Raw genomic sequence first — 17,662 nt, 5'->3', positions numbered from 1 at the left:
AACTTGCATTTTGCCCCTGACACCGAGGATGCGCTGCTCTTCGCCGCGCTGCTCGTGAACACCCGCGCATCGGCATCCCGAAGCGGATCCGACGAGCTCGCGACACCGCCGCAGCTCGTCGAGCTCCTGCGGGTCAGCCGGTACTCGGGCCGCGTCGACGGCGACGAGCCCGAGCGGGCCGCGGTGGCCGGGCTCCGGGAGCGGATCCATGCGCTCTGGGCCTCCGATGCGGACGCTCCGGACAGCCGCGACCGCGCCGTCGCCGAGATCAACTCGATGCTCCGGGAGTCCGCCGCACTCCCCCAACTGCGCCGCCACGACGGCTTCGACTGGCATCTCCACGCGACCGAGTTCGACGCGCCGCTCGTCGACCGCGTTCAGACCGAGATCGCCATGGCACTCGTCGACGTCGTCCGGTCCGACGCCTGGGACCGCCTGCGGCTCTGCGCCGCCGACGACTGCGACGGCCTCCTCGTCGACCTGTCCCGCAACGGTTCGAAACGCTACTGCTCCGTCCGCTGCAGCAATCGCGTCAACACGATCGCGTTCCGCGCGAGAGCGCAGTAGCGGTCGTCACCAGACCGGGATGCCGACCGTTACTGCGATCTCGTCACGTCCCAGAGATGGTGCACCGGATCGTGGATGAAGTAGCGGCCGAGGGTCTCGGTCGTGAAGCGCGCGCCGTCGCTCCGTCGACCCGTCCGAGTGAGCGCCTCGTCCGGCACCCGCTCGAACGCTGCGGCGAGCGCCGTCGCGGCCTCGACGAGCTCCGCCGAGACCCGCTTCGGGTCCTGCTCGCCGTAGCGCTCCTCGAGAGCGGTCGCGTCCTGGTCCCAGTTCTCGAAGGCGGGATCGTCCTCGTCGAGGACGAGCCGCAGCCGGACGTCGAAGATGCGGAACACGTCACGCACATGGGCCGCGTACTCGAGTGGCGACCAGGTCTGCGGGTCGGGCCGCTCCCGGACGTCGGCGCGCTCCAGCACGGCCGGCCACGCGGCGGCGTTCGCCAGGATCAAGCCGGGGAGGTCACGGAACCCGAACCGCGAGGTGTCCATCCCACACTCGGGACAGGCGCGCTCGAGGACCCAGGTCCAGTTCTTCGTGTCCGGGACGATGGTGTCGTCGTCGGGGGTGTGCGTCGTCATGGGATCACTCTAGGAAGCAGCGCGGCTCAGCGCCCTCGCGAAAGCGTCATCGTGCCGCGATCCGCCGCCACCGTCCGCGGGCGGCGCCGTGCCGATGCCTCCGTTACCCGGCGGGGGCGACCGGCGGGGCGCAGACCATCGCCGAGGCGGCGAGCTGCTCCGCCATCTGCTGCTCGGACCACGGGAGTGCGATCTCGGGGGCCTTCTGCCCGCTCGCCGGTGCCGCCTTCGCACCGATCGACGCGAGCTGCATGGCGAGCGTCTGCGCGAAGCCCGCACCGAGCGTCGAGTTGTTGAGCATGACGACGACCGTGAGGCCGGAGGTCGGGTCGGAGAACGCCGCCGAGAGCGACCCGGGGATCGACCCGGCCTGCCCCCGGAGCGGACCGATCTGCAGCCCACCCACGCCGAAGCTCTTCCAGGTCGGCTCGGCCTCACCCAGCGAGACGGGGTCCTTCCACTGCTTCTTGTACGTGCTGTCGTTCAGCAGCGAGCCGGACGCGAACGACTGGGTGAACTTCCGCAGATCGTCGACCGAGGAGACGACGCCGCCGGCGGTCCACACCATCGAGGGCGACAGCTCGGTCTCGTCCGTCGGTGCGTCGCACTGGTAGGTGCCGTCCGCGATGCGCGGCGTCAGGTACCCCCTGGGATGCGAGCCCGGCAACTCGACGGTGGAGGCGTCGGGGAAGCTGGACTTCGACATGCCGAGCGGCGAGAACACGTAGTGGTCGTACAACGACTGCCACGACTGACCGGTCAGCTCCTCGAGCGCCATGCCGAGCAGGATGTACCCGGTGTCGCTCGAGCCGAAGAGCGCCCCCGGAGCCGTCCGCGTGCCGCTCGCGAGGCCGTTCGCGAGGATCTCGGCCATCGACCAGTTGCGGGTCGGGTTGGTGACGAACTGGGCGTTCAGCGCGGGCGTGTAGGTGCCGAGCCCCGACGTGCCATTGCACAGCTGCTGGTAGGTGATGCCCTCGATGCCCTGGACCTGCGGGAGGGTCTTGTGGACCTGGTCGGTGAGCTTGATCTTGCCCTCGTCGACGAGTTCGAGGAGCACGGTGCAGGTCATCGGGCGCGTGGTGTCGCCGATGCGGTAGACCATGGACGGGTCCATCTTGGTCTCGCCACCCGGCTCGGTCGTGCCGACGCCGGCCGTGTAGCTCCCGGCCCACGGCGCCCAGACGCCGACGATGGCACCGGAGGATCCGGACTGGGTGACGGCGGCCTCGACCGCCGCCGTGATGGCGTCGGTCGTGTCGCCGGCGAGCGTGCCGCTGACCTGGTCGGGGAAGTCGGTGTCGGACACCGAAGGGCCCGAGCAGCCGACGAGCACCGTCGCGAGGGTCGCCGCGGTAAGGAGTGCGGCGAGACGCCGTCGCCTCGGAGCTGTTGCAGTCAAGTCATCCCCCTGATGAGCGGTCTGCGGAGCTGCAGACTGTTCCCGATTGTAACCGGGCTCGGCTGGGAGCTGCGGCCGCACGCCGCGTGCCGGTCACTCGGGCGACGGACCTGGTGCGGGGCCCGTCGATGGTGTTCCCTGGAGAGGTGACCTCGAACGCCTTCCCGCAGACCACCGTCGACGCCGTCCTGGCGCACATGAACGGCGACCACCCCGACGACAACGTGCTCATCGTGCGCGCCTTCCTGGAGCCGGCGGCCGAGACCGCCACCATGATCGCGCTGGACGGGACGGGTGGCGAGTGGACCTGGACGGTCGACGGCACCGCCGCGGGTGGGCGGGTGCCTTGGCCCGCCGGAGCGATCACCGAGCGCGGCGAGATCCGGCGCGAGGTCGTGGCCCTCTACGACGCCGCGTGCGCCCGACTGGGCGTGGAGCCACGCCCGCACGACTGAGCGACAGCCTCCCTCGGCCGTCGACCTCGGGTGACGGCCCCGGGTCACGGCATCGGGCGACCAAACCGTCGACACCCGCACCTCCGAACTCCTCAACGCCTCGAGACGACTCGCGGCACGAAGGATCAGGAGGCACTCATGCGTCACTCACCCAACCGTCTGCTCGCGACCGTGTTCGGCGCGGTCTACGTGGTCGTCGGACTCCTCGGTGGGATCGTCGCGGGCGGCCTACCGTTCCTCACCACCGAGGGCGGCCTCCTGCTCGGGATCTTCGAGGTCAACCCGCTGCACAACATCGCGCACGTCCTCATCGGCGCGGCCCTGCTCATCGCCGGGCTCTCGAACGTCGTCGCGGCCAAGACCGTCAACACGGTGGTCGGCGGCTTCTACCTCCTGCTCGGAGTCGTCGGGTTCTTCATCGTGGGCTCGGCGCTCAACATCCTCGCGCTCAACACCGCCGACCACTTCCTCCACCTCGCGAGCGCCGTGGTGCTCCTCGGCGCCGGACTGGCCGCGGACAAGCGCACGCACCGCGTCGCGACCGCCTGACATGTCGGTCCACGTCGAACGTCAGGACGCCCGGGCGGTCGGCGACACCGCGGTCCGCTCCGGGACGACGTCGATCTCGAACAGCCTGCTCGCGATGTGCGCACTCGGCGCTGGTCTCGTGCTGATCGCGACCGGAGCGGGGTCCTCCCCTGTCGGGGCGATCCCGCTTGTCACGCTGGGGGTCGCCGCGCTGCTCTGGTCAGTCGTGGTCCTCGTCCGCGACCGGGTGCCGGGACTCCGCGCGTCGTTCGCCGGCACCGTCGGCGCGGTGGTCGTCTGGGTGGTGCTGTACGGTCTCGCCTCCCTCGGTGTCACGACCGTGCCCCCGTTCCTGCCGACCCTGTCATCCACGGTCCTGCTGCTCATCGTCGCCGGGGTGCTCGCACGGCGACTCCGGCGGGTCACCCTCGCATCGACGGCGCCGGACGAACTCGAGCTCGACGCCCTGGTGACGCGCGCGAGCCGTCGGCCACATCGCGAGCCGAGCACCGGACGGTACGTGCTCACTCTGCTCGCCGGGGCAGCGGTCGTGGCGGCGATCACCACCCCTGCATTGGCCCAGACCAACGCCGGTGCGTTCGCGGTCCCGCACGGTTCCCTGCACAGCAGCCACTAATTCCCTCCACAGCGACAGATCCACCCTCCCGTTCACGAGCCCGGCCCGTTACACTTAGGCAACCCTTACCGAACCAGCCGACGCGGAGTCCGACATGAGCACTGTGATCCCCTTCTCCCAGGCCCTGCGCGAGCGTACGTCGTCCGGCCACTCCTCCAGCGAGGGGGCGGACTTCATGAGCGACCTCATGACCGGGAAGGGTTCGAAGGACGACTACATCGCCCTCGTCGCACAGCACTTCTTCATCTACGAGGCGCTCGAGGCCGCAGCCGACCGCATGCGCGCCGATGCCGTCGCCGCTCCGTTCATCAGCGACAAACTGACGCGGCTCCCCGCCATCGTGCAGGACCTCGAGTTCCTGATCGGTCCGGACTGGCGCGATCAGATCACCCCGCTCCCCACCACCGCCCGGTATGTGGCACGGATCAACGAGGTCGGCGCCGTCTGGCCCGGCGGCTTCGTCGCGCACCACTACACCCGGTACCTCGGCGACCTCTCGGGCGGGCAGATCATCCGCACGCTCATGCAGCGCCAGTTCGGCTTCGACACCAACGGCGTCGGCTTCTACCTCTTCGGCGACATCGCGAAGCCGCGCGAGTTCAAGGACACCTACCGCGAGCAGCTCGACGCCGTCCCCTGGGACGACGAGGAGCAGGCCCGCGTGATCGACGAGGTCATGGTGGCGTACCGCTTCAACACCGACCTCTTCCGCGACCTCGCGACGGCGAAGGCCGCAGCGACCGCCGTCGCCTGAGCACCCGTTCATCCATTCGCTCGGGCGACCGGGTGCTCGCCGTCCTGAAGACGGGCGAACGAAGCGTGGTCACCTCACATCGCGAGCGAGAGCGCCAGCACGCCGAACATGGCGACGAAGACCAGCGCGAGGACGGCGTACACGGCGATCTGCGCGCCGCGTCCCTTGATGACCGCCTGACCCCTCGGCGCGAGCGAGCCTGAGACCCACTGCTGCGCCGGGGCGATGTAGTCGAGCGTCGGCGCCTCGCCCGGCTGCAGCAGGTAGTCGGCACGGCCGAACTCCCACAGCCAGGCCATCGAGCACGAGACCTGCACGGGCCGGTCGGCCGGAACCGTGAACTGCGACGGGCCCCAGCTCGGGCGGTGCTCGAAACCGTCGATGCGGACCACGAGTGGGATGAACCCCCAGTATCCGGCGAACGGCGGCTTGCTGGCGTTCAGCTCGAGCGTGCGCCAGGCGGTGATCGGACCGGGCTGCGGCCACTGAGCTTGTCCATAGGTCATGAGCGATAAGCGTAGTTCTTCGGGTGCCGTCCCGCTCGCGGAAACTCTGACGGTCCCTGAGCCCGACCCCGGTCCCTGAGCCCAACCCGGTCCCTGAGCCTGTCGAAGGGCACGTGCCACCGATGCAACGTCGCCCTTCGACAGGCTCAGGGACCGGACGGCTTCGGCCGAGACCGGAGACGCTACTGCCCCGACATGAACCGCTTCACGTCGGTGTCGACGATGATGTCGCTCGGGCGCAGCGGCCGGGAGAGGTAGAGACCATCGAGCGTCGAGATCCGACTGAGCGCGACGTAGCTCTGCCCCGGGCTGAACGCACGGCTGCCGAGGTCGACGATCGCGCGGTCGTAGGTCTTGCCCTGCGACTTGTGGATGGTGACCGCCCACGCGAGTCGCAGCGGGAACTGCGTGAACTCGGCCACGATGTCGCGCTTCAGCTGCTTCGTCACCGAGGAGTAGGAGTACTTGTACTTCTCCCACGTCGCCGGCTCGACCTCGAACTGCTCGCCGTCGACCTCGACCCAGACGGTGGAGTCGATCTTCACGACGGTCCCGAGCGTGCCGTTCACCCAGCGACGCTCGCTGTCGTTGCGGAGGAACATGACCTGCGCACCGACCTTGAGGTCGAGCGCCTCGTCGGCGGGGAACGCCCGCCCGCCGAAGTCGCCCGAGACCTCAGCGTTGGCGGTGAGCGGCTTGCCGTCGAGCTTGGCGAGCGCCGCCTTGTTGATGCGGTCGACGGTGTCGTTGCGGCTCGCGAGGGTGATGACGCCGTCCTCCGGTGGGGTCCTCGCCCCCATGCCGTTGAGCCGGCCGGCCATCTCGGCGGTGACCTGGCCGTGCCGGACGCCGTTGAGGAGGTACTTGAACTCGGCCTCGTGCTGACGGTGGATCTCGGTGAGCTCGACGAGCTGCAGCGGCGTCTCGGACCACACCTTGGCGTCGAAGAACCAGAACGAGCGATAGGTGTCGGCGATGTACGCCCGTTCCTCGAGGCTGCCCGGCACGGGAGCGAGCTGGTACGGGTCGCCGAAGAGCACGATCTGCACGCCGCCGAACGGCTCGCGAGGGCGCTGCCGAGCCTGTCGGAGGCTCCGGTCCATGGCGTCCATCAGGTCGGCACTCACCATGGAGACTTCATCGACGACGAGAGTGTCGATCGAGTTGAGCAGCTTGCGGGTCTGATCGTTCTGGTCGATCGTGTGGTCGGCGATGAGCCCGATCGGCAGGCGGAACAGCGAGTGGATCGTCTGTCCGCCGACGTTCAGCGCGGCGACTCCGGTCGGGGCGCAGATCGCGAGCTGCTTCGAGGTGTTCCAGGCGAGGTGGTTGAGGAGCGTCGACTTCCCCGTGCCCGCTCGACCCGTGACGAACAGGTGCTCGCGGGTGCTCTCGATGCGGTCGAAGACGGCTTGCTGCTCGGCGGAGAGGGCTACGCTCATGATGCTTCGGTTCCCTCCCGTTTTCGCCCTCCAATCCTACGCGAGGTGCCCGCCTAGGATGTCAGGATGAGCCATGTCGCGACACGTGGGGAGCTGCGACGCCCGGGAACGGTGCGCGGTGCGTTCATCCGCGCCGTCGTGTTGTGGCTCTGCATCGCGGCACTGCTCGTCGCGGCCATCGTCTCCGCCTGGTCGGCCGTCGCGCGCGACGTCTACGGCGCCGGTTCCTTCGCGCGCGGGTACCTGGATGCCCTCGCAGACGGCGACGCCGCGACCGCGCTCGCGTTGCCAGGGGTCGCCCTGAGCTCCACCGAACTCGCCGACGCGGGCCTGCCCGCCGAGAGCTCGGACGCCCTGCTCCGGAGCGAGGCGCTCGGCACCATCGAAGACGTGCGCCTCGTCTCCGACGTCACGACCGCCTCGGGCGCCCACGAGGTGACGTTCTCGTACCGACTGGCGGGACAGCCGCACAGCACGGCGTTCTCGATCACGAGCGGCGAGCGTACCTTCGGGCTGTTCCCGTCGTGGCGCTTCGAGACCAGCCCACTGAGCGTCGTCCAGCTGACCGTCGCACACACGACCGGGTTCCGAGCGAACGGCTTCGAGCTCGACACCCGCCGGGTCGCGGATGGCACCGAGGGGGCCTTCACCTCCACCATCCCGCTCCTCACCTTCACACCGGGCAGCGTCGACTTCGACGTCGACACCACCTACCTGGCGGCGTCGGTGGAGACGGCGACGACGACCGAGGTCGCGAGCGTCGTCGACGCCGAGGTGACGGCGAGCGCCACCACGGACTTCGTCTCCGAGGTCCAGACGCAGATCGACGGCTACCTCGACAACTGCGCCACGCAACAGGTCCTCCAGCCCACCGGGTGCCCGTTCGGCATGGTGATCCGCGATCGCGTGGACGACCTGCCGGTGTGGTCCATCGCCGCCTACCCCGTGGTCGCGGTCCAGCCGGGCGAGACCGGTTGGCAGATGCCGGCGACGGCCGGAGCCGCGCACCTCGTCGTCGACGTGAAGTCGCTGTTCGACGGCACGGTCTCGACCCTCGACGAGGACGTCCCCTTCACCCTGTCGGCGTTCGTGACGATCCGCGACGACGGTTCCCTCTACATCGACCTCCGCTGAAGCCCGCGAACTGTCACTCCGGCACAGTCCGACACCCCTCACACTGTTCCGGAGTGACAGTTCGCGGGCTAGGAGCGGGTGTCGTTGGCCGCCATGCGCGCGAGGCGCTCGTTGTACTCGTTGAGCTCCGCGTCGTTCGTGCGGTCCGCGTTGCGATCGAGGCGCTTCTGGTCCTTGGCGTCGCTCTTGCTCCACGAGATCGCGACGGCGACGGCGAGCGCCAGGGTCGGGATCTCGCCGACGCTCCAGGCGATCCCGCCGCCCGTCTGCTGGTCGAGGAGCGGCGCCTGCCCCCAGGTCCGTCCCATCGCCCCGAACCAGTCGGCGAGGAACAGCCCGGTCGAGGAGATGATCGCCAGCCCGAAGAACGCGTGGAACGCCATCGTCGCGAAGAGCAGCAGCAGACGCATGGGGTACGGCAGGCGGTACGGGACCGGGTCGATGCCGATGAGCGACTGCACGAAGAGGTAGCCGGTGATGAGGAAGTGCACCACCATCCACTCGTGACCGATGTGGTCCTCCATCGACCAGCGGAACAGCGGCGTGTAGTAGAACACCCAGAGTGATCCGGCGAAGAGCACCGCAGTGACGATCGGGTTCGAGATGATCCCCGCGAACTTCGAGTGCACGGCCAGGAGGACCCACTCCCGACCCCCTCGGGAGTCGTCGGATCGCTTCCGCACGGCGCGCGCGAGCAGCGTGACCGGGGCTCCGGGGACGAGGAGCACGGGGACGAGCATGGTGAGACCCATGTGACCGAGCATGTGCACGCTGAAGAGGTACGGCTGGTAGACGTTGATACCGCCGCAGGTGAGGTAGAAGAGCACGAGCAGCCCGAGGACCCAGCTGACGGTGCGCAGGATCGGCCAGGAGTCGCCACGACGGTGGAGGCGGACGACGCCGGCGACGTAGAAGAAGATGCCGAAGGCGCAGGCCAGCAGCCAGAGGAGGTCGATGTTCCACTCGGTGAAGTACCGCGCGAAGGTCAGTTCCGGCGGCAGTTCCTCACCGGTGAGCAGCACCGCGGGTGTCGGCGCGGTCGGCACGGTCTGGTCGACCGGCGGGGCCGTCTTCGCGAGGGCTGCGGCGGCACCGGAGGCGATGCCCATGAACCCGAGCTCGAGGGCGACCAGCCACCAGAAGGTGCCGGTGCGGCCCGCGGGGGTGTCCGCACGTGCAGCAGCGGAGCGCTCGATGCGGCCGATGAGCACCCGGCGCTGCAGCGCCCCGAACAGGCCGAGCGCCAGCAGCGCGAAGACCTTGACGAGGACGAGGATGCCGTACGGGGTGCCCAGGCGGTCGAGCGAGCCGATGCGCAGCTCGGCGCTCACGTACCCGGAGACCGCCACGACGACGAACGACACGAGCGCCACGGTCGAGTACCGCATGAGGACGGGGGCGAGCCGGCCGTCTTCGAGGGTCTTGCGGATGAAGACGAGCGTGAGCAGACCACCGAGCCAGATGGCGGCGAACACGAGGTGCAGGCCGAGCGCGGTGACGGCGGCGTTGTGCCCGCTCGCCTCGGCGGAGTGACCCTGCTGGGCCATCGGCAGCAGCGATACGAGTGACAGTCCGAAGACGAACACGAGCACCGTGTGGTTGCGGACGGCGAAGCAGAGCACCGTGACGGCCGCGGCGATGAGGGTCGTCTGCAGCCAGGCCTGGCCCGACTCGATACCGGTGAAGAAGAGGCTGAGCTTCGCGCCGAACGCGTCGTCGAAGGTGAGCGGCACCTGCGTGACGTTCAGGAAGGTGAAGAAGCCCGTCACACCGGACGCGACGGTGAAGACGGCGGCGCCGGCTGCGGCGACGTCGAGCGCCGCGCCGTACTCGCGTCGGTCCGGGCTGAGCGCCCAGCACGCCATGAGCAGCGCGCCGATGGTGACGGCGGCACTCAGGTTGACGAGCAGTTGTGCGATCGGGAGTCCCCACCGCACGACGGCACCGGGATCACCCAGGAGTTGCGCATCCGCTCCGCCGCCGAAGGCCAGTCCCGCGAGGAGGGTCGCCACAGCCACGAGGAGCAGGAGGGCAGGACCCGCGAGGCGGACGACACGATTCACGCTGCAAGCCTACGCGGCGCTGCTGGGAACCCAGACCGCAGCGGGCTCAGCCGGCACTTGGTCCCTGAGCCTGTCGAAGGGCGCCGCTCACGCCCGGACGAGCAGGGTCGAGGAGCCGTCTTCGAGCCGCCGCACCTCGATGCGCTCACCGATGCGCTGCTTCATCTCCTCCACATGGCTGACGACGCCGACGACGCGCCCGCCGGCCGAGAGCCGACCGAGCTCGGCCATCACGGTGTCGAGCGTCTCGGGGTCGAGACTGCCGAACCCTTCGTCGACGAAGAGCGTGCCGAGCTCGACGCCGCCGGCCTCGCCCGTCACGACGTCCGCCAGCCCGAGTGCGAGGCAGAGCGAGGCGTAGAACGTCTCGCCACCGGACAGCGACTTCGGATCGCGACGCCGGTCGGTCCGGTGGTCGTGGACCGTGAGCGACAACCCGACGCGCTGACTGCGGGACGGTCCTTCCTTGAGGTCGCTGCGGACGAGTTCGTAGCGACCTCCGGACATCGACTCCAGGCGCGCGTTCGCCGCCGCCACGACGTCCTCGAAGCGGCGCAGGAGGACGTAGGTGCCGAGGGTGACCTTCGTGCTGTTCTCACTACCCGTGGCCGACACCACGTCGGCGAGGCGGACCACGGCCGCGGCCTCGCGGACCGCGTCGGCGTTCTCGTCGGCCGCCTCGGCGAGGGCCGTACAGGCCGCCGCCGCGTTGGTCGCTCGTCGCGCGGAGACGGCGGCCGCTGCGGTCGCCGTGTCTGCCGCCGCCTCGGCGTCGGCCAGTCGACGGGCCGTCGCTTCGACGTCGGGGGTCTCGGCCCCGGCGACACCGGCGATGGCCGGGCTCGCGAGCGCTTCCGCGTTCGCGGTCGTGTGACGCAGGTGATCGGCCACCCGCGCTTCGGCACTCGCCCGCTCGACGCCGGTCATGGCTGCGGCCTCCGCGGCTGCGCGGTCGGGGAACCCGGCCCGTTCGAGCGCCGTCGCGAGCTCGACCGTGCGCTCAGCGTCACGCTGCCGCCGGTCGGTGACGGTCGCCCGTGCCGCCGCGAGCAGGGACAGCGAGGACAGCTCGGCCTCGAGCATCGCGTCGAGCTCGGCCAGCGAGGCTGCCCGACCGTCGAGGGCGCCGGCCACCTCGGCGCGGGCCTGCTCGTGGACGCGCTGCGCGGCGGCGAGCCGCTCGGTCAGCGTCGCCCGGGTGGCAGTGCGTTCCGCCACCGCGACCACGCCGGCCAGGTGCTCGTCCGCGAGGCGCCCGGCCTCCGCGACCTCGGCGTCCGCCAGCTCGGCGATGACCACGGCCTCCGCGTGCTGCCGGTCGGCCTCCGCAGCGGCCGCCTCGACGGCCGCTCGCGCAGTGACCGGGTCGAAGCCGGTCGTCGCTGCCGTCGGATCGTCGGTGGAGCCGGTCGCAGCCACGTCGCTCGGGTCGTCGGCCAGCGCGACGAACTGCTCGACGAGGCGACGGTGCTCGGCTCGAGCGATGTCGCGGGTGTTCTGCGCCGCCTGCATCGTCGCCTCGGCATCGGCCCGTACGACGGACGCCGCGTCGACCGCGTCCTCGTCGGGGTGGTCTCCGTCGAGCACGGCGGGCGCCGGGTGACTCAGCGACCCGCAGACGCTGCACGGCTCGCCGTCCCGCAGGCCCGCGGCGAGCTCGCCCGCCATGCCCTCGATCCGGCGGAGACGCAGCGACGTCTCGGTTTCGATCGCGGACTTCGCGGCCGTGGCGGCCTCGGTGACCTCGTCGGCGAGCCCGGCGAGGCGTTCGTCGGCCGCGTCCACCCGATCCAGCACCGCGCGGCGTTCAGCCACGCGCTCGACGGACCGGGCGGCCGTGGCCAGCTCGGCGGCGGCACGCGACGCGCGCTCCGGTGCCGAGCCGAGCACTGCCCGGCGCGCGTCTCGTCGTGTCTGTTCCGCTGCGAGCTCGGCGAGTCGTTCGTCGACCGTCGCGAGCTCCTCAGTGAGCGCTGCGAGCGCGAGCTCTCGCTCGGCGGCGGCGGCTTCGAGGACCAGCACGGCGGCCATCGACGCCCGCTCAACGGTGAGGGATTCGCGGCGCGCAGCAACGGACGCGTCGTCGAGCGCGACGATCGCCTCGTCAGCCTGCTCCTCCACCGCGGCGAGCGACGCGATGGCGTCGTCGAGCGCCGCCGATGCCCTGGCCGCTCCGGCGAGCGCGGACGCCACGGTGTCCGCCCGAGCCGCTGCCGCGATCCGCTCGGAGAGCCGCGCGACCGGTTCGTCGTCCACCGACAGCAGTTCGCGCTCGGTCAGCAGCTCTGCGCGACGTTCGATGGACGCGAGCAGCGTCTGAGCGGCAGTGTGGTCGGCGCGAGCGCGGTCGAGAGCGTCCCGCGCCTCGGCAGCGGTCGAGGCGTCGGCGGCGGCGTGGCGCTCGAGGACGGCGACGATGCGCCCGGCATCGCCGACGAGGTCTTCGGAATCGGGTTCGAGCGGGACCGCGAGGGTCGCCTGGTCGGTGTCGACCTCCGGGTCAGGTGCTGCGGTCGACGGGTCGGAGGCCGTCGCGGCGTCGTCGCCGAGAGCGTCAGCCGTCGCCACGGCATCCATCCCGGCCGGGGCGTCCGTTCCCCGGCCCGCGACGAGTTCCCGTGCGTCGTCGAGCTCGGCCGCTCCCGCGAACCGGGCGATCGCGCGGCCGAGCGCCTCGCGAGCCCCTTCGATGTCGCGGTGGGCCTGTCGTCGCTGTTCGACGAGATGCTTGGCGAGCCGCTCGTAGTGCTCCGTCCCGAACAGGGACCGGAGCAGCTCGCTGCGCTCCTCACCGCCGGCGGCGAGGAACTTCGCGAACTCGCCCTGCGGGAGGACGATCGTCTGGACGAACTGCTCCCGGGTGAGACCGACGATCCGGCTGATCTCAGGACCGATCTCCTGCGCGCGGGTCGACAGGGTCTCTCCCGCCGGAGCGTCGGGATCGGTCAGGCGGACGAGGGTTGCGCTCGCCTGCTGCGGCGTGAAGCCGGCACCGCGCTGCTTCGGCCGTTGGTAGGCCGGCGTCCGCCGTACCCGGTACACGCCGGACCCGGTCTCGAACACGAGCTCCACGAACGGTTCCGTCCCGGGCTGCGCGTGGTGCGAGTGGAGGCGGTCCTTGCTGGCCCCGGTCCCGGCGAGTTCGCCGTACAGCCCGAAGACGATGGCGTCGATGATCGTGGACTTGCCGGCGCCGGTCGGGCCTTCCAGCAGGAACAGACCCGCCCGTCCGAGTTCGACGAAGTCGATGGTGTGCTCACCGGCGTACGGGCCGATGGCCTGCAGCGTGAGTCGGTGCAGTCGCATCAGGCGCTCACCTCCGCGGCGAGTGCGGCCTCGTTCGCCGCCACGATGAGCTCTCGTTCGCGGGTCGTCGCCGGTGCACCCGTCGCGTACTCGATGAACTCGGCGGTGACCTCGACCGGGTCGGAGACCGCCGTGACGGCGGCGGCACGTGCCTCCTCCGAGCGGTTCGCCGGCGCGTGCGACCAGACGAGCAGGTGCGGGAAGCGGCGGGTCAGGGTGGCGTACAGCTCCGGTGGCCGGACGTCGTCGGTGACCGTGGCGCGCACCCAGGCGTCGACGGCGTCGTCTCCCGCGGGACCCTGCAGCGCTGCGAGGGTTCCGGTGACGTCGACGAGCCGTCGCGGCACCGGCGTCGGCAGCAGCTCCAGGTGCACGGAACCGTCGGCGGCGAGGTCGACCAGCACGCTCGACTTCACCTGGTTGCGTTCGGAGAAGGAGTAGGCGAGCGGCGACCCGGAGTACCGCATGCGGTCGACGCCCGTCGCGGCCCCGACGCGCTGCGCACCGTGGAGGTGGCCGAGCGCGACGTAGTCGAAGTCGTCGAACAGCTGGGCGGGCACCGCATCGACCCCGCCGATCCGGATGTCGCGTTCGCTGTCACTCGCGAGACCACCGATGACGAACGCATGCGCAGCGACGACCGATCGGACCGCTCCGTGCCTGCGACGCTGCGCGAGATCGACGCGGACTCGATCAAGGGCCGCACCCATGACGGCGGCGTGCGACCGCACGAGCGGCTGGTCGTCCGGGGCGAGGACACCTCGTGCGGTGTCGGGGTCGAGGTAGGGCAGCGGGTAGAAGGCGACAGGTCCGTGTTCGTCGTCCACCAGGACCGGTTCACCGACGCGCGCGAGGTCGGCTCTGATGTCGATCCCGTCGCGCAGCATGGCGGCGCCGAAGCCGAGCCGGATGGCCGAGTCGTGGTTGCCCGGGGCGAGGATGACGCGGGTGCGGCCGGCAAGACGACCGAGCGACTCCGAGAGGAGCGTCACCGCCTCGACCGGCGGGATCGCTCGGTCGTAGATGTCGCCGGCGACGAGGAGGACGTCGACCTCGTGGTCCACGACCGCCTGCTCGAGGTGCGTCAGGAACTCGCGTTGGAAGGGGAGCAGGTCGACCCCGTGCAGCGAACGGCCGAGGTGCCAGTCCGAGGTGTGGAGGATCCGCATGACAGCAATGCTAGGCGGAGCCGCCGACACCTCGCCCCGTGCCTGGTCCACCCCTGGACGAACGACAGCAGGGCGCCGCTCGCGCGACGCCCTGCCGTGTGGTCTGGACCGGCGGAGTGTTTCCGTGGTCCGAGTCCATGCGGGCTGACGCCCGCGACGACTTACTTGACGGAAGCCTTGAGCTTCGAGCCGGCGGTCACCTTGACGCGCTTGCCGGCCGGGATCTGGATCTCGGCGCCGGTCTGCGGGTTGCGGCCCGTGCGAGCGGCGGTGTCGGTCTGCTCGAAGGCGATCCAACCCGGGATCGAGACCTTGCCGCCCGTGGCGACGGTCTCAGCGACGGTGGTGAACAGCGCGTCGACAACGCTGCCGACGGTCGCCTGGCTCTGGCCGGTCGATGCGGCGATGGCGGCGACGAGTTCGGTCTTGTTCAAATTTGCCATTGTGAGGGTCCTCCTCGGACGTTGCTGCAACGTACAGCTGATGTGTTGGTAGCGAAGGTGTCGCTGATACGGCACCAACTGGTCGGTGTGACCGCCTCGAATGTAGCAGTAATCCGCGAGATTTCGCGGATTTCTCCGCTGTACGCGGACAAACGGTCCCGCGTGTCGGTCGTTTCCCAGCTGGGAGGCGTCGGTATGGCCGCTCAGCGGACGCCGATGACACTGTGCCCGGCCGCTCGCGACAGCAACCACGCCTCGACCGTCGGAAAGAGCGTCAGGACGGCGATCGCGAGGAATGCGAACTGATACGGCAGCAGTTCGCCGCCACCGATCCCGCCCTCGAGGGAGAATCCGGTCGTCAGCAGGATCGCTCCGACAGCGACACCGAAGCCGCTCGCGACCTGTTGCAGGGTCGAGTTGAGCGTGTTGGCCCGCGACATCGCAGCGGGTTCGACGTCGGCGAAGGTGATGGTGTTGTAGGCCGTGAACCCGATCGACCGGGCGACCCCGCTGAGGAAGAGCAGCGCCGCCGTCAGCACGATCGACGTGTCGGCGGTGAGGAACGCCATCGCCGCCATGCACAGGACCCCGATCAGGTTCGACGACACGAGCACCAGCCGGAATCCGAACCGCCGCAGCATCCAGGTCGTCGCCGGTTTGATCGCGAGGTTGCCGGCGAAGAGGAAGAGCACCATCGAACCGGCCTGCACGGGCGTCCAGCCGAAGGCGTCCTGGAACAGCAGCGGCAGGAGGAAGGGGACGGCACTGATCGTGAGTCGGTAGACGCTGCCGCCGGCGTTGGCCAGCCGGAAGGTCTCGATCCGCAGCGAACGGAGGTCGACGAACGGGTGCGGCGCACGGAACAGGTGTCGGATCGCGAGGGCGAGCAGGACGATGCCCGCCACGAGCGACCCGGCGAACCACCGGGCGTCGAACCCGGCGCCGGACACCAGGGACGCCGCCACGAGGAGCGACGCGAGCCCGACGCAGGCGAGCGACAGGCCGAGCCAGTCGAGCGGAGGCACCTCGTCGGCGGCGAAGTCGGGGACGATGCGGAGCGCCACGACGAAGGCGACGACACCGATCGGCACGTTGATGAGGAAGATCCAATGCCAGGAGGCGTACTGGGTGATGACCCCACCGAGGAACGGCGCGATGATCGGGGCGGCGAGGGCGGGCCACGTCAGGAGGGCGATGGCCTGGATCAACCGCTCCTTGGGCGTCACCCGGAGCACGGCCAAGCGGCCGACCGGCACCATCAACGCCCCGCCGACACCCTGGAGCACCCGGAAGCCGACGAGCATTGGCAGGCTCGAGCTCAACGCACACAGCACGGAGGCGATCGTGAACACCGCGATCGCCAGCGCGAAGATGCGCTTGGCACCGAACCGGTCCGTCAGCCAACCGCTGACGGGGATGAGGACGGCCACCGTGAGCAGGAATGCGGTGACGGCGAGCCCGACGGCGGTCGACGAGGTGCCGAGGTCCCGGGCGATACTCGGTGCGGCTGTGGTGAGGATGGTCCCGTCGAGGTTCTCCATGAAGAAGCAGCCGGCGACCAGGAGGGCGATGGCTCGTTGCGTGCGGACGTCCAGCAGCGCCTCCTCGGTGGATGTGGGAATCGTTCGATCCTTGCAGCTGTCGCCGACAACGCGAAAGGGCCGCCCGCGATGCGGACGGCCCTTTCGATGTTGCGATGCTGTGTCAGCGGAATGTGAGCTCCGACTGAGCGGGTGTTACCAGCTCGACTTGCGGACGCCGGGCAGTTCGCCCTTGTGCGCCATGTCGCGGAAGCGAACGCGGCTGATGCCGAACTTCGAGAGGTTGCCTCGCGGGCGACCGTCGATCGCGTCGCGGTTGCGGAGGCGAACCGGCGAAGCGTTGCGAGGAAGCTTCTGGAGGCCGAGGCGAGCTGCTTCACGCGACTCGTCGGTCCCGGCGGGGTCGACGAGGGCCTTCTTCAGCTCGGCGCGCTTCGTGGCGTAGCGGTCGACGATAACCTTGCGCTGCTCGTTACGGGCGATCTTGCTCTTCTTAGCCATGTTTAGCGCTCCTCTCGGAATTCAACGTGCTTGCGCACTACGGGGTCGTACTTCTTGAGCACGAGACGGTCTGGGTTGTTGCGACGGTTCTTCTTGGTCACGTACGTGTAACCGGTACCAGCCGTCGAACGGAGCTTGATGATTGGACGGACGTCCTGCTGCTTAGCCATTAGATCTTCACCCCACGAGCGAGAATGTCCTTGACGACGGATTCGATGCCACGGGCGTCGATCACCTTGATGCCCTTGGCGGACACCTTCAGGGTGACGTTACGACGCAGCGAGGGCACGTAGTAGGTCTTCTTCTGCACGTTCGGGTCGAAGCGGCGCTTCGTGCGACGGTGCGAGTGCGAGATGTTGTGACCGAAGCCGGGAACGGCTCCTGTCACCTGGCACACTGCTGCCATAGTAGTTTCTCCTTCATTACCGCAGGGCGACTGCCCTGCCCAAGATCTCTTGTCGGCGTGCGCGATCCCGGTCGGCGTGAGCGGTGGGGGATCGTGAACACGATGTGGACATGGAGCGTCCACACCAAGGGTCAAGCGTACGCTGTGACCAGGCGTTTTGCAAATTCGTGTTTCTACGACTTAACGCAAAATGGCCACCCAAGAACCTTGGGTGGCCATTTCAACGAAGA

Annotated in this window: 18 protein-coding genes; 6 read left to right on the top strand and 12 right to left on the bottom strand. The window is 69.6% G+C overall.

Features of this window, described 5'->3' with window-relative positions; all coding sequences use genetic code 11:
- Positions 1-3: 3 nt before the first annotated feature.
- Positions 4-567, top strand: coding sequence for a CGNR zinc finger domain-containing protein (locus QRN19_RS16580; protein WP_285028288.1), 564 nt, complete (start codon positions 4-6; stop codon positions 565-567).
- A gap of 29 nt (positions 568-596) precedes the next feature.
- Here the strand turns inward: QRN19_RS16580 and QRN19_RS16575 are convergent, their stop codons facing one another.
- Entirely contained in the window at positions 597-1,145 is a 549-nt protein-coding gene (locus QRN19_RS16575; protein ID WP_285028287.1) for a DinB family protein, read from the bottom strand.
- 103 nt (positions 1,146-1,248) lie between these two features.
- Complete coding sequence (locus QRN19_RS16570) at positions 1,249-2,547, bottom strand: serine hydrolase domain-containing protein (RefSeq protein WP_285028286.1); 1,299 nt, start codon at positions 2,545-2,547, stop codon at positions 1,249-1,251.
- 146 nt (positions 2,548-2,693) lie between these two features.
- Here QRN19_RS16570 and QRN19_RS16565 point away from each other — a divergent pair, with 146 nt between their 5' ends.
- The 4 genes from QRN19_RS16565 (at position 2,694) to QRN19_RS16550 (ending at position 4,921) form a co-directional block, all read left to right on the top strand.
- A complete protein-coding gene (locus tag QRN19_RS16565; protein WP_350224041.1) occupies positions 2,694-3,002 on the top strand; it encodes a DUF2470 domain-containing protein in 309 nt (102 codons plus the stop codon).
- 138 nt (positions 3,003-3,140) lie between these two features.
- Positions 3,141-3,551, top strand: a complete 411-nt coding sequence (locus QRN19_RS16560) for a DUF4383 domain-containing protein (protein ID WP_285028285.1) — start codon at positions 3,141-3,143, stop codon at positions 3,549-3,551.
- A 1-nt stretch (position 3,552) separates the two neighbouring features.
- Complete coding sequence (locus QRN19_RS16555; protein ID WP_285028284.1) at positions 3,553-4,167, top strand: hypothetical protein; 615 nt, start codon at positions 3,553-3,555, stop codon at positions 4,165-4,167.
- 94 nt (positions 4,168-4,261) lie between these two features.
- Positions 4,262-4,921: a biliverdin-producing heme oxygenase gene (locus tag QRN19_RS16550; RefSeq protein WP_285028283.1), complete on the top strand. Its 660-nt coding sequence runs from the start codon at positions 4,262-4,264 to the stop codon at positions 4,919-4,921.
- 74 nt (positions 4,922-4,995) lie between these two features.
- On the opposite strand, the gene QRN19_RS16545 is transcribed toward QRN19_RS16550, so the two are convergent.
- Both QRN19_RS16545 and QRN19_RS16540 read right to left on the bottom strand, forming a co-directional pair.
- On the bottom strand, positions 4,996-5,427 hold the full coding sequence (locus tag QRN19_RS16545) for a hypothetical protein (protein ID WP_285028282.1): 432 nt from the start codon (positions 5,425-5,427) through the stop codon (positions 4,996-4,998).
- A 182-nt stretch (positions 5,428-5,609) separates the two neighbouring features.
- Positions 5,610-6,869, bottom strand: coding sequence for an ATP-dependent DNA helicase (locus tag QRN19_RS16540; RefSeq protein ID WP_079003639.1), 1,260 nt, complete (start codon positions 6,867-6,869; stop codon positions 5,610-5,612).
- Between the two features lie 66 nt (positions 6,870-6,935).
- Between QRN19_RS16540 and QRN19_RS16535 the strand changes: the two genes are divergently transcribed.
- Positions 6,936-8,003 carry a hypothetical protein gene (locus tag QRN19_RS16535; RefSeq protein ID WP_285028281.1) on the top strand — a complete coding sequence of 356 codons (1,068 nt, stop codon included), beginning with the start codon at positions 6,936-6,938 and terminating at the stop codon, positions 8,001-8,003.
- Positions 8,004-8,071: 68 nt separating this feature from the next.
- Here QRN19_RS16535 and QRN19_RS16530 read toward each other — a convergent pair whose 3' ends face one another.
- From QRN19_RS16530 to rpmB, 8 genes are all read right to left on the bottom strand, one after another.
- Positions 8,072-10,066 (bottom strand): bifunctional copper resistance protein CopD/cytochrome c oxidase assembly protein, encoded by a 1,995-nt coding sequence (locus tag QRN19_RS16530; RefSeq protein ID WP_285028280.1) that lies wholly within the window; start codon positions 10,064-10,066, stop codon positions 8,072-8,074.
- Positions 10,067-10,153: 87 nt separating this feature from the next.
- The gene (locus QRN19_RS16525) at positions 10,154-13,372 is read right to left on the bottom strand and encodes an AAA family ATPase (protein ID WP_285028279.1); all 3,219 of its coding nucleotides are present in this window, start codon (positions 13,370-13,372) and stop codon (positions 10,154-10,156) included.
- Positions 13,372-14,541: an exonuclease SbcCD subunit D gene (locus QRN19_RS16520; protein WP_285028278.1), complete on the bottom strand. Its 1,170-nt coding sequence runs from the start codon at positions 14,539-14,541 to the stop codon at positions 13,372-13,374. Before QRN19_RS16520 ends, QRN19_RS16525 begins: the two co-directional genes overlap by 1 nt.
- Before the next feature lie 161 nt (positions 14,542-14,702).
- Positions 14,703-14,984 (bottom strand): HU family DNA-binding protein, encoded by a 282-nt coding sequence (locus QRN19_RS16515; RefSeq protein WP_064294762.1) that lies wholly within the window; start codon positions 14,982-14,984, stop codon positions 14,703-14,705.
- A 203-nt stretch (positions 14,985-15,187) separates the two neighbouring features.
- Positions 15,188-16,546: a DHA2 family efflux MFS transporter permease subunit gene (locus QRN19_RS16510; protein WP_502928321.1), complete on the bottom strand. Its 1,359-nt coding sequence runs from the start codon at positions 16,544-16,546 to the stop codon at positions 15,188-15,190.
- A 174-nt stretch (positions 16,547-16,720) separates the two neighbouring features.
- Positions 16,721-17,026 (bottom strand): 30S ribosomal protein S14, encoded by a 306-nt coding sequence (rpsN, locus tag QRN19_RS16505; RefSeq protein WP_064294760.1) that lies wholly within the window; start codon positions 17,024-17,026, stop codon positions 16,721-16,723.
- Between the two features lie 2 nt (positions 17,027-17,028).
- A complete protein-coding gene (rpmG, locus tag QRN19_RS16500) occupies positions 17,029-17,196 on the bottom strand; it encodes a 50S ribosomal protein L33 (protein ID WP_056010525.1) in 168 nt (55 codons plus the stop codon).
- Positions 17,196-17,432, bottom strand: coding sequence for a 50S ribosomal protein L28 (gene rpmB / locus QRN19_RS16495; RefSeq protein WP_056010522.1), 237 nt, complete (start codon positions 17,430-17,432; stop codon positions 17,196-17,198). The genes rpmG and rpmB overlap by 1 nt, the downstream gene beginning before the upstream one ends.
- Between the last annotated feature and the right edge of the window lie 230 nt (positions 17,433-17,662).

The sequence above is a fragment of the Plantibacter sp. ME-Dv--P-122b genome, from assembly GCF_030209375.1.
Classification (GTDB): Bacteria; Actinomycetota; Actinomycetes; order Actinomycetales; family Microbacteriaceae; genus Plantibacter.
Note: the sequence above shows the minus strand (reverse complement) of the source record. Positions and strands in the feature narration are given on the sequence as shown.